The organism is Bacillus sp. FSL H8-0492 (assembly GCF_038006145.1).
GTDB lineage: Bacteria > Bacillota > Bacilli > Bacillales > Bacillaceae_G > Bacillus_A > Bacillus_A mycoides.
In genome coordinates, this window is the sequence record NZ_JBBOUP010000003.1 from 36,745 (window position 1) to 51,715 (window position 14,971).

Consider the following 14,971-nt stretch of genomic DNA (forward strand, 5'->3'; position numbering starts at 1 on the left):
GAACCCTACGTTGTTATTTCTTTGTAGGGTTCTCATACTTCTTTAGTAAATCGCTAACAGCTTCGTCTAGTAATTTAGATTTATTAATACGAGTGTCTTTCGCTAATTGGTCTAAATCATACCAAAGTTCTTTAGCAATTGCATTCGAAAGTGTCTTACGATTTTTTAAGCCTCGGTTTTCCATTTCTACCACCTCTAATGTAATTATATAAATGATTTAAATTACTTTCAACTACTTGCGACTACATGTAGTTAGTTGTATAATTAATTTAGAATTTTAAACGAAAGGTAGTGTGATAATCGTGAACTGTCCATACTGTGCAACTCCGATACAAGTTGATAAGAATGGTGTAGTACAAGAAATTTGTGAATTCTGTGGTGGTCATATGCGGGAACAACAAACAGGTGTCTTACAGCTTTGTCAGAATGGGGAGCGTTTTGAGTTCACTAAGATGCAACAACAACTCTTCTTAGAACACATTCATCAGTCTGTAGAAGAGTTGAAGCAGTATCATACGTACGATTTGTATGTGTTGCTAAAGGAAGTAAGAGAAGCAAGGAGTCAAACGTATTACGGTTTACAACTACTAAATAAAGCTTCCAAAACAGAAAGTACATTACAAGCTACTGCGGATGAAACAGGCGGAGAGTATGAGTATTACACAAGAAAGGCGTGGGTAATAGAAAACATTCTATTAGAACGTCAGGGATTCTTTCCAGAAAAAATTACAGCTCGAGTTCTTCAATATATGTGGGAGCAAATTAAAAAATCGAAGAAAAAGAGTATGAGGATATCAAAGGTTCAGCGCCAGTACAGAGGAGAAGCTTGCTTATAAAGTTTAATGCTGGAGTACAGATTCATAATCCAAAAGGAGAGAAGAAAAAATGAAAAAAACGAGAGAAGTATATGTATGTGAAAGATGTGAAAATGTTTGTGAATCAACAGATTGTTACTTATGCGATGCTGTGTCAGCTCGAAAAATCCCAATGGAAATTGATACAAAGACTATGATGCAAGGTGTGAGAGAAGTATTAGCCTTGATTGAGAGTAAACAAATAAGTATTATGCTAAGTCGTTGCTTTGATGCACCAAGTGACTTAGTGGTAGTAAATATGGCGAAAGAAACGATTCTTGAGGATCTTAATAAGATAGATTTTGTCTTTAACGATGTAACAGCAGTGAAATACAAAGGTTTTATGAGAGAGTGCTTAGGAATTGGATTGCTAGACCCTTATAAAACAGTAGAAGGAGAGCAAGTAACAGGGTTATTTATTTTCACGGAATAGGCTTGTTTGCAAAATTGAAATATTGGAAGAAAGGAGAAGGTGTTGTGGAGGAAATCTTATAGAAGAATCGGAGGAGTATAGTATGAAATTCTTTGAAAAGCGTTTTTTGAAAAGTTTACTGAAGTTTAGCAAATTTGTACATGAATATCGTTTTGAAGATTTTTCAGCACAGGAAGAGAAGGTGTATCAGAAAAACCTTGAGAAACTAAGAAACTTATTTGGTGTAGAGAAATCCCCTATATCCCTAGATGTGATTGATACATCGGTATTAACAGCATATCAAAGAGAACTTTTACAAGAATTTGAGCAGAATGAACTCTTTACTAAGGTTAGGTATAGAGAAATGGTACGGTTTATCTGGAGTAATCCACGGTGTACATTTTCTCATGTCGAACGAGAAGTCATTTGTTATATGCTTCAAACATTGGGGAGTTCTTCTGAAGAATATGATAGAAATCAGCAAGAACAAAAACAAGAGAAAGTGCAAAATTTCCATGAAATCGAAGGTGAAAGAGAGAAAATTCACAGGTTAAGAGAACAATTAATACAAGTAGACATCTTGCAATTAAAAGAAATGGCAGCAGGATTGATGCACAACACATTTGTGTTGCTACGAATGTATTCTTCAAATCAGTATAAGAAAATGCTTGGAAAAACAGCTTACCATCAATTTATTTTTGAAATCGCGGACAGAATGCATAATTTGCCGGAGATTCTTCTCGGTGAGAATAAAAGAGCAATAGTAGAAGAACTGGCTGATACGGTAGTGTTCTTACAAGAACAGAAGCATGTTGACATTATGTTTTTACAATCTAATCTTCAAAGAATGGAAGTTGTACTTAGTAAAAATACACAAAAAATATGTGAGTTGAACCTAACTTGATTCTATATAACAAATTGAGGTGAGGGATTTGGAACAACAATTCCGATATGGTGAAGCGAATCTGGCAATATGGGGGATTCACGTTGATGTTACAGGATGTGTGTATGCACAAGTTGGTATTCCGAACGTAGGGGATATGGAAATTCAGGTGTATAACCATGAAGGGAACGGAAGATTCTTAGTAACACTTCCTGAATTCAATTGGTGCAGTTATGTGGGGGATTTTGAAAAGTTTCATACCAGTCCAAAAGATTATCAGAATGATGTATTTAAAGGATATCGAGGGTACTATCTTACGATGGGCGATATTGTCATGCCGATATCTGAATTGCAACCTTACGTGAGAGAAGTGAAGTTTATTTTTTCCATGCTTCTTTCTTTTCTATATAAAGAAACAACAAATGAGTTATATATTAACACGGGTACGACTTGCACAGTAGAAGAGCATATTGAGTATTGCAAAAGAAAATTAGAATCATGGAATGTGTATATTGCTAAATGACTAAATTGAAGAGGTGAAAACAGTTGGAAGAATATATAGAAGTGCAAGAAAGAAAAGAAACTGTATACCGAATCTATCATGATTTGAGCTTAGAATATGACAAGGGAGCAATATATGTATCTACACATCATGCTGAAATTATAGTTCGGAAACTGTTACAACATATTGAAGAAATTGTGTTAAATATGAAAAGTAAACGAGTAAAGGATAATTGGTTTATTGGTGCCCCTTTGGAAAATATATTGTGTAAATATTTCGGATTCACTTCACATGCAAGAAGGTGGAATCAAGAGTATGTTGAAATTGAACTGCATCACAATTGGGAAGGTGTTTATTTAAAGCATATTCACGAGCCAAGCTGGTTTCACTTATGTAACTTCCAAAAAATAATTGAGCAAGAAATGCTATTAGAACAAGAACAAAATGAAAAGTTTTTGGAGAAAATCAAGGCACTCATGACGATTCCGTATGGAGATGAAACACTCGTTGAAGGAGAATTGAAGAATTATAACTTACATGAGTTGAAACGTTTACATGATTATCTACAAGTTACATTCAAAAAATTAGAAAATAGTCTAGGTAGAGTGTGTATAGGGGAATGGAATGCAGACCCTGCAAACTTTTTTACGGAGTACTATACGGATGGATGGGCGGAAATAGAACAGTAATAGGAAGAGCGGAAGTTCTAACTGTAATTCAATTCAAGGGGGAATCCACGTGAAAGTGATACTATGTGAAAAACCGCAACAAATGAAAAGTTATTCGGAAGCATTTCAAAGTGCCAAACGAGAAAGTACACATATTATCGTAAAAGATACGGAAATCTTCGGAGATGAAGAAGTGATTATGATATCAGCGCTCGGTCATCTCATCGAATTATGTAACCCTGATGAGTATAAAGAAGAATGGAAAAAATGGAGTATGGACCAACTACCTATTATTCCAGAAGAGTTTAAAATGAAGGTGTCAAAAGATAAAAAAACGATTTTTCAAAATGCGAAACAGTGGTTACAAAAAGCAGATGAAATCATTATTGCGACTGATCCTGCTAGAGCTGGAGAGGCCATTGCGAAAAATATTATTATCATGGCAGGTGTGAACGAAACACCACAAAAACGCTTGTGGGTTAAGAGTATGACGCATGATGCAGTCAGAAAAGGATTTCAAAACTTACGAGATGCAGAAGAAACATATAGTTATTATTTAGAAGAACAAGCCCGTTCTGTTAGCGATTGGATTATAGGCATGAATGCCTCACGAGTATTTACGTTGTTGTTCCGAGACAAGAAAGGCGTGAAAGAGGTGTTCAGTGCAGGACGGGTACAATCAGCCTTGTTACACTTAATTCGCCAACGTGAGAAAGAATTAGAGCATTTCAAATTGCAATCATTCTATGAAATTCATGGGCATTTTAATGCGAATGGAATACCCTATGTCGGAAAACTCCTCCAAGATCATAACATTATGAAACTCCATTCAAAAGAAGAAGCACAGGGAAAGTTGCAACAATTGCAAGAGCATACAGCACGTATACAAAAGGTGACAGTGGAACAAAAATTGAAACAAGCGCCGAAATTATATAATCTGTCGGGCTTACAAGCAAAATTAAATAAGAAATATAAAATGTCCCCTAAAGTAGTACTAGAAACTGCACAAAGCCTATACGATAAAAGAATGCTTTCGTATCCCCGAACAGAATATCAGCATATTCCTGTTGCGGAAGCGGAACAGTTGCCAGGTATTCTAGAAAAGCTCGCAAATTGTAAAGATTATCAAACTCTGATTGAAAAAAAAGAAAGAGACACGATTGTACAGCAAAAAGCGTACGTGGATGATGAGAAATGTGGAGACCATTACGCACTGATTCCCACGAATCAAGTTCCTAACTTAGAAACCTTATCCAAAGAAGAAAGATGGCTCTATGATGAGGTTGTGCGTAGCGTCATAGCAACGTTCTATGAGCCTATGACATATAATCAAACAGACTTTTTCACTGAAGTGAATCAAGATATTTTTAAATCGACAGGGAAGCAAATTACCCATCTTGGATGGCAAGTCGTGTTTGGAAAAGAAGAGGAAGAGAATCAAAAAGAACAGACGCTTCCACTTGTAGAACAAGGTCAATCTGTAGAGACAACAGAAATCAAGTTACATGAAGGTAAAACACAACCTCCTAAACTATATACAGAAGGGCAACTAATTACAGTAATGGCAAAGCATGATATTGGCAGCGAAGCAACGAGATCAGGCATTATAGAGAGAATCAAAACACTGTTGTATATCAAAATTGAAAAGAACATCGTACATGTAACTAATAAAGGGAAAATGATGGTGGAAGCCATTAAAGATACCGCAATTGGTTCACCAGAATTAACTGCAAAATGGGAAGTATATTTGAAAGGAATTGGAGAAGGGAAGAAAAAGGATAAGCCTTTCGTAGAAACCTCCAAAAAGTTAGCGCAGAAACTCATCAACGAAGCAAAAGACCAAGTAAACGCATGGGCGATAAATGACTTTGTAGAGGATAAAAAAACGGAACATCATATAGGAGAGTGCCCATCCTGCGGGAAACCTGTCGTAGATAAGAAAACGATATATGGTTGTTCTGGATATGCGAAAGACAATCTAAAGAGTTGTAAGTTTTCTGTTTCGAAAGAATTTTTAGGACAGAAGATTAGTGAAAGTAATATGATAAAGCTGTTAGAGGGTAAGAAAACGACGTTACTTAAAGGATTAAAAGGGAAATCAGAAAAGGAATTCGATGCGTATTTAAAATTGGACGCTGGGAATATTCAGTTTGTATTTCCGAAGAAAAAGAAAATAGCAAAGACATGAATGAGAAAGCGACTGTATGATACAGTCGCTTTCTGAAAATAGACAAATACAAATGAGTAGTAACTTGCTATACAGTTAAAGGGAATAGTATACATCATACCATGTTTATTAGAAATAAAGATATGTAATAATGCATATCTTTATTTTAGAATGTCTCCTTCTTTTTTGGCAGAAGCTAGCTGGGGGTATGGGGGCTAGTCCCCATGATTGACGTAACGATACATGAAATACATGAAATGAATGGACGATAGTACAGGCGTTTTGGCACGTATACTATTCGGTGTAAGCTGAAGAACCTAAAATCTCCTTTTTTGTCGTCAGCTTAGCAACGATACGTTGACGTGCCAAAAAAAGTTTGGCAAGGATGGAAGGGCTACGGAACAACGTAGAGTGGCCCTCTCCAAAGGTGGAGATTTTCTGAAGCAAAGCGGAAGAAAATACAACCTGTTCCTTGCGGAACTTTTAGCCTTTTGGGTATCTGTTTTTAGCCCGCCCGTTCATCGCACGTATGTAAAGGTGTCTGTCAAGGACCTTCGCACAATCTTCTTGTTCTTTCTGTGCAGTGACAACCCATTTAGACGATTTTTCTGGAGTTCTTCCGCCTCCTTATTTACGTGAGGAAATTAGCATGTTAATATGAGTAGTGTTGTTACTTAAATAGCTGATTTCCTAAAACACGTTCCCATCGCTGTGGGGACGTGTTTTTCCGTTTTGGGATAGGTTGGGGGAGTACAACGAAAAGAAAGTAGAATATGGTATAATAAAGGAACAAATAATGGTGAGCAAAGTGAGGGAGAACGATGAAAAATCATGAGCATGTAAATGGTCAAATTCTCCAAACGAACAAGAAATGGTCACATCTGAAACAGAATCAGAAGAATTTGATAGCAGGATGGTTACAAGAAGAATATCGAGGTTTTATCGTCATGTATTTGCGAAAACCCAAACGTTATGAAGAAGAATATATGTTAGATAGTGTGATGGAACGAATTCAGGCACGTGATATTTGGATACCGTATGTAGAAGTAAAGACGTATTTCACACGAAAAAAAGGAAAGTGGTATCGGAAATTAGAAAGCGAGTTAGAAAGTAGAAGGATGGAAGAAGAGAAATAGATTCGCATAACAAATGAAAGAATCGGAATGCTGATTTGTTATGCGAAAGGGGAGCGTATGAAAAAAGACGTACGGAAGAACAGTACGCCTTTCTGTGCCCTTATGCCTTTCAGGAGAAAGCGCAATGCCACTTTGTAGTATTCTGTAGGGATTTCGTGTGCAATGAATGAATTGTATGGTGGAATTGCTGTTCTTACTATATGTGAAGTCCGTTTTTTTATATGTTCTTTAGGTGATTCGTTTTATTTTTGAGTGAAATCATAAAATGAGGACAAGACGATGTATGTTGATATGTCTTGTCCTCATTTTGAATGGAGTTAAGGAAAAATAAGCAATGACAATCCAACGAAACAGATGTAGTTATGGTGTAAATAACAGTAGTTGGATGGGATTGTCATGTTAGGATGTGCAAAAAGAAAAATTTTATGCGAAAATGGTTATAAAAACCATTCTATGAAAAAGTATGGTAAAATAGAGGAGACATGTGTATAAGGAATTCGAATTCGGTTCTTTTGCCGAATTCGAATTCCTCCTTCATCAAGAGGAAAGATAGCGCATGACAAGAACGACTAATGGATCCAATTCTTGACTATAGGCGACAACTACAGGATGTGTGAATCCATATAATTTTGTTAATTTCCGAAGTATTTTTTGTTTCTTCTTAATTTTCTTTTGTAAATAGGAAATATAGGGTGTAGACATGAATAGCCTCCCGTGTTGTATACAATATGTTATAAAGTATACATACATTTCACCAGAATGAAAACGGTAACGAGAGAGAAAAAATTCTATTTGAAAGGGAGGAAAACAGAAGGATGAAATCAACAGGGATCGTACGAAGAGTAGACCAGTTAGGACGGATTGTGATACCAAGGGAAACAAGGCGTACGCTTGAGATCCACGAAAAAGACGCCATAGAAATATTTGTAGAAGAGGAAAGTATCATTTTACAGAAATATAAATCGGATGGTACGTGTCTCGTAACAGGAGAAATTTCTTCCCAGAATATCAAACTAGCGGACGGACAGCTGACGTTGAGTCCAGAAGGGGCAAAACAGCTTCTAGAGGAATTAGAACAGTATCTGGACAGAGTTTGAGAATACGAGGGGGGAATGCAGGATGGAGAAAAAATCACAACCTATTTTAAAAGAAAGAGCTAGAAATACCGTATCGATGCAGGAACGGTTATTACAAGAAGTCATACAAAAGAAGAAGGTCATTTCGTTGATTTTAATCAATGGATTTCATATGAAAGGAATCGTAAAAGAATATGATGCATTTTCTATTTTGGTAGAATTCGATGATAAAAATCATCTGATTTATAAACATGCGATTTCAACGATTCGATTATAAAAAAGCATGAATCCTAATGATTTCATGCTTCTGTAGTCTGATAGACAGATACATATTTAGTTGTTGACTGCTTCTTTTAATTGTTTACCGGCTTTAAAGGCAGGTGCTTTTTTCGCAGGAATGATAAGAGACTCTCCCGTACTTGGATTTCGCCCTTCTCGTGCAGCCCGTTCTCGGACTTCGAATGTACCGAATCCAATTAGCTGAACATTGTCCCCCTTTTGCAGTGCTTGCTGGATGGATTCTAATACGGTATCTACTGCTAGGCTTGCTTGTGGTCTTTTTAATCCTGTTTCCATCGCTACCTTTTGAATTAATTCTGTTTTATTCATAAAACACCTCTTATTGTCATGATTATTATCTTAGTATAAGGCGAGAATGAAAACGGTGCAAGGTAGTTTGTAAGTGTAACAGATCAGATTCTTTGCGAACGAGAAAACGTGTACATGAGAAAGTACCCTAAAAAGAGAATGAGGCGAAAGAAGATGACAAATGTTTTTTATATGGAGCTCAACGATCTTGATTATGAACTCGAACGAGGTGCGGAAATACTGAGAGTATTGGCACATCCTGTCCGTCTACACATTGTACATCAATTAGTCAGGAAACAGACTTTAAATGTGACCGAATTACAACAGATTTTGAAATTGCCGCAATCTACGGTTTCACAACATCTTCATAAAATGAGAAATCATAAAGTGTTATCACATGAACGCAAAGGAACAGAAGTATTTTATCGAGTGGACGATAAACAAGTGAAACAAGCGCTTTACGTACTGATGGGCTAAACAGCTAGTTTCGTGTATCTGCCTAGTTATGTACGGATATAAAAATAAAACGAGAAGAGGGGGCTTCTATGGGTGGGAATTTATATTACACGTATATCACAATAAAAGAAATCATTTTTATCCATGCCTATGTGACAGGGAAAGAAATTCCCTCTTCACAAGCATTACAAATTCTAGGACAATTTGATCCGGAAGAAATCCCAGGCACAATTAGAGAAACACGTCGGTATCGTATACGAAATAATGGAGAAGAATTGTTCCAATACTATAGACAGAAACATCCGAAATTATTTGAGAAACAAAGATTATGCACGTACGAAGAGTTGAAGCAACGAGCGGTGTCTTACTGTTCGGTCCATTTGACGATTCACATGTAATTCAGGAGGTACAGGAGAATGTTCTGTTCACTTGAATACTACCTAATAAATGGAAAATAAGTCCAATTTATTAGTCGAGGTGATAAAAACATGAACGCTCAGATTCCTCTGTAACGAAAGAGAAGAAAGCGCCGAATACATTTAGGTCTTGAAAGAAAAAAAGCATCCATACGAATAGATAAGGGTATGAAAAATATGGATAGTAAATATTTCAGGTAGAAAGGGATATAAATCAGTGAGAATAAGTGCATATACAAGTGGTTTATAAAATTTCACGTACCATAGTAAAAAGAATAAAATAAAACATCCAAAACAAAGGTTGCTTCTTCTCTCCTTCCTCCGCTACAATAGATATATACTTTCTTTGCCCATTCCCCCGAAAAAGGGGAATAACAAAAAAGACAGAATATGAAATAAGAAAGGTGACTCACTCTATGAATCAACCTTTAGTGAATTTACGAGTGGATTTTGCTTTTAAACAATTATTTGGTGTACAAGGACAAGAGGAATTATTGATTTCTTTTTTAAATGCAATCTTGCATGAATCCTTATCTATACCGATAGTATCGCTAAAAATTGAAGACCCACACCTCCATAAAGAATACGAAGAAGATAAATTATCCATACTAGATATATTAGCGACACTTCAAGATGAAACAAAAGTTAATATTGAAATTCAGTTGCGAAATACACAAGAAATTGTGAAACGCTCCCTGTATTATTGGAGTAAGTTATATACATCCCAATTAGAGCAGGGGATGCCTTACCGCTCTTTGCGAAAAACGATTGCCATCAATCTATTAGATTTTAAGCTCTTTCCTCATTATGATGATATGCATACAGTCGGAGAATTTTGGAGCAGGCAACAGAAGGAAGTGTTACTTGAAGACCTAGAAATACATTTCATCGAGATTCCAAAGCTAGTAAGACAATGGAGAGAAGAAAAAATTAATCCGTGGGAAAATGAATTCGCTCGTTGGTTACTTTTACTACCAGCGCACGAAGATGAACATTTAACCCACACGTTGGAGGATATAGCCATGAAACAAGATCCAATGTTACAGAAGGCAATCCACAAATGGGAAAATATGAGTCAGAGTAGCTCTTTCCGTCTCGCATATGAAGCACGTGAAAAAGTATTATTTGATGAACAAGCAAAATTAGCACATGCTCGTGAGGTTGGTATAGAAGAAGGAATGGAAAAAGGGAAGCAAGTTGGAAAAGAAGAAGGGCTTCAAGAGGGTATAGCAAAAGGAATGGAAAAAGGAAAAGAAGTTGGCATTCAAGAAGGGAAAATCCAACTAATTCAGGGCATGCATAAAAACGGAATGGATATAGAAGATATTGCAAAGTTTACGAGTATGGACCTGTCGGATATACGTCATATTTTGGGACAATAAAAAGTAGGCATCCCTACATGAGATGCCTACTTTTTATTGTCTGATTATTCAGAGAGTTTTGTTTGTATTTCTCTCCTGCTAAACAAGCGATTGTACTGTTCCTGTATACTTTGGAGTTGTAAACTTAGTCCTTTTGCCATTGGTGCCATCTTGAGGTCTTGTTGTAAGATGAGCAATAACTGGGACACTTTTATAAGCATCTCGTGAATCTCATATGCTTCTTCTATCAAACCGTCTATATAAACCTGATGAAGAATAGACTCAATTCTGCCCATTTTTCCATCAATTTCTTGTAACAATTGTGCAGAATTACCAGACCATGACTTGTCCACGTATAATCCCTCTCCTGTCTTCGATATCTATTTGCATCCAATTTACTGATAGTTTTCATGTTACTATGGAAAAATAGAAAAGGAAATCTGGAAATTCAAACGATACACTTCTTCTGTTACATTCTTTTCAATTGTTTTTATAATTGAAATTTATATATGTATTACTATTCTTGTAAGTTTAGTGGTATATGGTATAAGCATTCCGAATTTCTATTAAAATATCAGCAATTCGTTTGCCATTTTTCAAAATCACGTGATTTTTTGTATACTCGTCTATACATTGTCCTAATTCTTGATTGAACATGACTTCTATTTCACCGTTTTCTCGCATGTTACTCGTTAATAAGGTCGGCTCTTTACTTAACAAGCAATACAATTGTAAGGTTTCAGCCAATACTGTCACTAATGGTCTCAATAGAATATCATGGTGTGGAAGCATATCAGCCGCAATTTGTTTATTTAAAACAAATTGAATGCCATTTTCTTTTACATCAAATCGATATAAGAAAATCATATACACATAGCACACCCTTTTCATATGATGTGTGAAGATATAAGAGAGAATAAGAATCGTATACTGTTGTATCATCCGCTCATTCCCTCGACTGAATAAAAGAATGGTCTATATTCATTATATATCAGGGGAAGTCACTATTCAATTTGTTATTTCATTTTAGCTGGATATTTCCAATCTGGCTTATCTTTTTTATCAGGTTTTATGTTTGTTTTTTGTTTTGGTTTCTTTTGCTCCACTTTGTTCTTCACTTGATTTTGTTGTTCGAATATATCTAATTTTGTTTGCATTTGTTCCACTTGTTCTTTTACTTCCTTAAGTTCCAACTTAATTTCTGATAGCAATCTTAAAATGGCATCGCCTTTATTCATAACAACCACCTTACTTCAGAAGATGAGTATTTTCTCAATGTATAATAGAACGAATTTTCTGTTTAATTTGGTATAATAAAGAAGAATAATTGCCATTATTCCCTTTTCAAAGGATGGACTATACCAATAGTCTGTTCTTTTTTTGATGCTTGTATCCTTTTAACATATGTTTAGGAAATCGATTCGGATATAATGCATGTAACATATCATACGGACTGCTTCCCCAAAACTTATCACAAGGGTACTTCAATCCTTGCTGTTTGATCCATTTTCCCGTATATATTTGTAGCAATGTTTCCTCCGTTAATTTTACCTTTTCTTCAATCGTCCATCGTAAAGCTTCTAACGCATTCTTTTCTGTCCAAAAATTATAAGGAGATACTGAGAATTCCCATCTCTTAAACCGCCCTGGATACAAAGAATTTAACATAATAAATGGATTATTACTCCAAAATTTATGTAATGGCACAGATAATTTCTGATTTTTAATCCACCTAGCACTATATATTCGTTTCAACTCCTCGTCCGACAATTGCTCCTTCTCTTCAATTGTCCACTTTAATGCTTCTAATGCTTTTTCTTCTGTCCAAAACCCATTCGGAGTTACCGGTAATTCCCATTCTTTAAACCGATTGGGGTATAAATCATTTAAAAATTGATACGGACTATCTTTAAAAAATTGGTTTACTGGCGTGCGTAGACCATGTTGAATTAACCACTTCATACTATACTTGCTTTTTAGCTCTTTGTCTGATAATTTTTCTTTTTCCTCAATTGTCCATTTTAGTGCTTCTAATGCTTTTTCTTTTGTCCAAAACCCTTTTGGAGTTACTAGTAATTCCCACTCTTTAAATCGATTCGGATATAACTCATTTAAAAATGCGTAGGGACTACCCTTCCAGAAAATGAAGCAAGGTGAATATAAATTTTGCTCTTTTATCCAACGCAGACTATATTTTTGCAAGAGTTCTCCCGCATTTAATTGCTCTTTTTTTTCAATGGTCCATAGTAGTGCTTCGATTGCTATTTTTTTTGTCCAAAAATATTTAGGAACACATTGAAATTGCCACTCTTTAAACCTTCCAGGATATAATGAATTAATCATCATATAAGGACTGTCTTTAAAAAAAATTCGACAAGGAGTCGTAAGTTTATGCTTTGCAAGCCATTTTGTACTATATACTTTCAAAATTTCTTTTTCATCTAATTGTTCTTTCTCTTCAATAGTCCATTTCAAAGCGTTCAATCCATTTTCCTTCGTCCAAAAATGTAGAGGGGCCATTTTTAATTCCCATTCTTTTACGTGTCCTGGGTACGCATCATTTAACATCCTATAAGGACTGTTATTATATTTTGCAAGCACTGTTGTTAATTTCATTTTTTGAATTAATTTTTGATTCCAGCCTTCACGAAGATCTTGTATATTCCATATTAACACTTGTTCAATTAAATATTTTGTAACACGCCTAGCTAGTTCATTATTTTCATCTTCACTCCAAGTTCCAGGTGGAAACTTCTTTCTGTCTCCATCTAATATTTCTTGATAGATTTCTTCAATTCTAACGGCAAGCATGTCATCACTCATTTCAATTGAATTTATGAAAGAGAATTCAGATAATTAAAATACGGTTAATTCTAAGATATAGGGTTAATTTTATAATAATAACTAGCATAGTATTTTTCAACCTGTTCATAAAGGTGTACTTTTGCAGATACATAGAAACATAGGGAAACCTACATCCGTAAAAGTTCATTTTTAATTTTACAGATATCTTTAAAACTTTTACACCTTTAAAGATATAAATGAGCTATAATTATGGTTGAGGTGAAAATGTTGCAAGATAAAAAGTTTGGATATGTCAGAGTTTCCAGTAAAGACCAAAATGAAGAACGCCAGATTGAAAATATGAAATATCTTGGAATAGAAGATCGAGATATTTTTATTGATAAGCAATCTGGTAAAGATATGAAGAGAGAAAATTATCAAATGTTAAAAAGATTGGCGCGTACGGGGGACACCATTGTTTTTGATTCCTTAACAAGGTTAGGACGTAGCATGAATGATGTGTTAGAGGAATTTCGTTACTTTGAACAACAGCGTATTAATTTGCAATTTATTAAAGAGCCCTTTATTAATGTGAATTATAATGGCGAAAGTACAAACGATGTGATTCAGCAAGCTGTACAAAAAGCAACCCTTACCATTCTATCTGCTTTTGCAGAAAAAGAAAGAAATGATATCAAACAAAGACAAGCGGAAGGGATTGCGTTAGCGAAGAAACAAGGAAAACATTTAGGAAGACCGCCTGTACAAATTACAGATCAATTTATGGAGGCATACCGAGAATGGCAATCTGGAAAAATTACAGCTGTCGGAGCAATGAGAAAATATAATATAAAACGTTCTTCTTTTTATAAACTAGTAAAAGAATATGAAGCACAAGGAAAAACGAAATATACAGCTGAAATTGAATGATATTTAAAAAGAAGACAACCGAGTTTCTTCCTATTATATAAAAAGTGTGACTGAAACTGTAGCTGTAGCACACACCTATTATTCTAAATCATGTCTTGCAAAATTTGACGAAGACACGATACATGTTAAGGGAATCCCCTTAACATGTAATGATGCTTTGTTTAATCCGTAAGATTTCAAAGTCTTCGCCATGCTACATTGGTAATAGCATACGGCTAACCCGTCCAGCCATAGGTTCAAATCCTACATGTTATACCCTTCTGCTTGTAAAATCACAATACATATTTTATTTCTTGATATACATAGAGCGTATCATTATACGTGTTAAAAAACCATCTTGTATATTTAAAATACAATTGCTTTTTTCTCAAGGATTCACGTTACAGATGTCTCTATTTTTATCTTTCTACATTACTCTGGAAACTGGAACAAATCACGTTTTTTCAATTCTCTATATAGATGACTCACATGACATCCAACCTTTTTTGCGATATCTGGATAGGCTATTCCCTGATTAAATAAAACAATTGCTTGTTGACACTTTTCGTCCCATATCTCTTCTGGTGTTTGTACTACCGTTTTTCGTTTCTTACAGACTTTCACTTTATTCGACATCTCCTTGTATATATGTTCCATTCTGTACATGCTATTCGTAAATGAAATGTATAGAAAAACAATAAATTTACAACATAGTACCATCTGAAATAAAAGGAGAGGCTAAGTCCCCCCACGTGTTCT

General features: G+C 35.3%; 21 protein-coding genes. 13 read left to right on the forward strand and 8 right to left on the reverse strand.

The annotated features are described in order from the left end of the window. Positions 1-13 precede the first annotated feature (13 nt). Complete coding sequence (locus tag MHH66_RS28170; RefSeq protein ID WP_000431537.1) at positions 14-184, reverse strand: ribbon-helix-helix domain-containing protein; 171 nt, start codon at positions 182-184, stop codon at positions 14-16. Between the two features lie 118 nt (positions 185-302). Here MHH66_RS28170 and MHH66_RS28175 point away from each other — a divergent pair, with 118 nt between their 5' ends. The 7 genes from MHH66_RS28175 to MHH66_RS28205 all read left to right on the forward strand — a co-directional run bounded on the left by MHH66_RS28175 (position 303) and on the right by MHH66_RS28205 (position 6,622). Further along, entirely contained in the window at positions 303-836 is a 534-nt protein-coding gene (locus tag MHH66_RS28175) for a hypothetical protein (RefSeq protein ID WP_234803750.1), read from the forward strand. Positions 837-885: 49 nt separating this feature from the next. Beyond that, positions 886-1,287: a hypothetical protein gene (locus tag MHH66_RS28180; protein WP_078185709.1), complete on the forward strand. Its 402-nt coding sequence runs from the start codon at positions 886-888 to the stop codon at positions 1,285-1,287. Positions 1,288-1,369: 82 nt separating this feature from the next. Further along, the gene (locus tag MHH66_RS28185; RefSeq protein ID WP_078185710.1) at positions 1,370-2,170 is read left to right on the forward strand and encodes a hypothetical protein; all 801 of its coding nucleotides are present in this window, start codon (positions 1,370-1,372) and stop codon (positions 2,168-2,170) included. 28 nt (positions 2,171-2,198) lie between these two features. Continuing rightward, positions 2,199-2,672: a hypothetical protein gene (locus MHH66_RS28190; RefSeq protein ID WP_078185711.1), complete on the forward strand. Its 474-nt coding sequence runs from the start codon at positions 2,199-2,201 to the stop codon at positions 2,670-2,672. A 23-nt stretch (positions 2,673-2,695) separates the two neighbouring features. Further along, positions 2,696-3,340, forward strand: coding sequence for a hypothetical protein (locus MHH66_RS28195; protein WP_078185712.1), 645 nt, complete (start codon positions 2,696-2,698; stop codon positions 3,338-3,340). 49 nt (positions 3,341-3,389) lie between these two features. Beyond that, on the forward strand, positions 3,390-5,507 hold the full coding sequence (locus tag MHH66_RS28200) for a type IA DNA topoisomerase (protein WP_078185713.1): 2,118 nt from the start codon (positions 3,390-3,392) through the stop codon (positions 5,505-5,507). Between the two features lie 800 nt (positions 5,508-6,307). Then, complete coding sequence (locus MHH66_RS28205) at positions 6,308-6,622, forward strand: transposase (protein WP_078185714.1); 315 nt, start codon at positions 6,308-6,310, stop codon at positions 6,620-6,622. A gap of 537 nt (positions 6,623-7,159) precedes the next feature. Here MHH66_RS28205 and MHH66_RS28210 read toward each other — a convergent pair. Continuing rightward, the gene (locus tag MHH66_RS28210; RefSeq protein ID WP_075718517.1) at positions 7,160-7,324 is read right to left on the reverse strand and encodes an aspartyl-phosphate phosphatase Spo0E family protein; all 165 of its coding nucleotides are present in this window, start codon (positions 7,322-7,324) and stop codon (positions 7,160-7,162) included. A 113-nt stretch (positions 7,325-7,437) separates the two neighbouring features. Between MHH66_RS28210 and MHH66_RS28215 the strand changes: the two genes are divergently transcribed. Then, entirely contained in the window at positions 7,438-7,719 is a 282-nt protein-coding gene (locus MHH66_RS28215; RefSeq protein ID WP_078185715.1) for an AbrB/MazE/SpoVT family DNA-binding domain-containing protein, read from the forward strand. 22 nt (positions 7,720-7,741) lie between these two features. Then, complete coding sequence (hfq, locus tag MHH66_RS28220; protein WP_078185716.1) at positions 7,742-7,975, forward strand: RNA chaperone Hfq; 234 nt, start codon at positions 7,742-7,744, stop codon at positions 7,973-7,975. A gap of 56 nt (positions 7,976-8,031) precedes the next feature. On the opposite strand, the gene MHH66_RS28225 is transcribed toward hfq, so the two are convergent. Continuing rightward, complete coding sequence (locus tag MHH66_RS28225) at positions 8,032-8,307, reverse strand: HU family DNA-binding protein (RefSeq protein ID WP_065486420.1); 276 nt, start codon at positions 8,305-8,307, stop codon at positions 8,032-8,034. Between the two features lie 153 nt (positions 8,308-8,460). On the opposite strand from MHH66_RS28225, the gene MHH66_RS28230 reads away from it, so the two are divergent. The 3 genes from MHH66_RS28230 (at position 8,461) to MHH66_RS28240 (ending at position 10,540) form a co-directional block, all read left to right on the forward strand. After that, the gene (locus tag MHH66_RS28230) at positions 8,461-8,763 is read left to right on the forward strand and encodes an ArsR/SmtB family transcription factor (protein ID WP_078185717.1); all 303 of its coding nucleotides are present in this window, start codon (positions 8,461-8,463) and stop codon (positions 8,761-8,763) included. A gap of 68 nt (positions 8,764-8,831) precedes the next feature. Continuing rightward, positions 8,832-9,140: a hypothetical protein gene (locus tag MHH66_RS28235; RefSeq protein WP_078185718.1), complete on the forward strand. Its 309-nt coding sequence runs from the start codon at positions 8,832-8,834 to the stop codon at positions 9,138-9,140. Positions 9,141-9,574: 434 nt separating this feature from the next. Then, positions 9,575-10,540, forward strand: coding sequence for an Rpn family recombination-promoting nuclease/putative transposase (locus MHH66_RS28240; protein WP_078185719.1), 966 nt, complete (start codon positions 9,575-9,577; stop codon positions 10,538-10,540). Positions 10,541-10,584: 44 nt separating this feature from the next. On the opposite strand, the gene MHH66_RS28245 is transcribed toward MHH66_RS28240, so the two are convergent. From MHH66_RS28245 to MHH66_RS28260, 4 genes are all read right to left on the reverse strand, one after another. Beyond that, entirely contained in the window at positions 10,585-10,872 is a 288-nt protein-coding gene (locus tag MHH66_RS28245) for a hypothetical protein (RefSeq protein ID WP_078185720.1), read from the reverse strand. Between the two features lie 178 nt (positions 10,873-11,050). Continuing rightward, positions 11,051-11,386, reverse strand: a complete 336-nt coding sequence (locus MHH66_RS28250) for a hypothetical protein (protein WP_134208736.1) — start codon at positions 11,384-11,386, stop codon at positions 11,051-11,053. Positions 11,387-11,535: 149 nt separating this feature from the next. Next, positions 11,536-11,757, reverse strand: a complete 222-nt coding sequence (locus MHH66_RS28255; RefSeq protein ID WP_078185722.1) for a hypothetical protein — start codon at positions 11,755-11,757, stop codon at positions 11,536-11,538. Positions 11,758-11,875: 118 nt separating this feature from the next. After that, a complete protein-coding gene (locus MHH66_RS28260; protein WP_340868109.1) occupies positions 11,876-13,342 on the reverse strand; it encodes a hypothetical protein in 1,467 nt (488 codons plus the stop codon). A 231-nt stretch (positions 13,343-13,573) separates the two neighbouring features. Here MHH66_RS28260 and MHH66_RS28265 point away from each other — a divergent pair, with 231 nt between their 5' ends. Beyond that, entirely contained in the window at positions 13,574-14,233 is a 660-nt protein-coding gene (locus MHH66_RS28265) for a recombinase family protein (RefSeq protein ID WP_078185724.1), read from the forward strand. 411 nt (positions 14,234-14,644) lie between these two features. On the opposite strand, the gene MHH66_RS28705 is transcribed toward MHH66_RS28265, so the two are convergent. Beyond that, entirely contained in the window at positions 14,645-14,932 is a 288-nt protein-coding gene (locus MHH66_RS28705) for a helix-turn-helix domain-containing protein (protein WP_371411528.1), read from the reverse strand. Between the last annotated feature and the right edge of the window lie 39 nt (positions 14,933-14,971).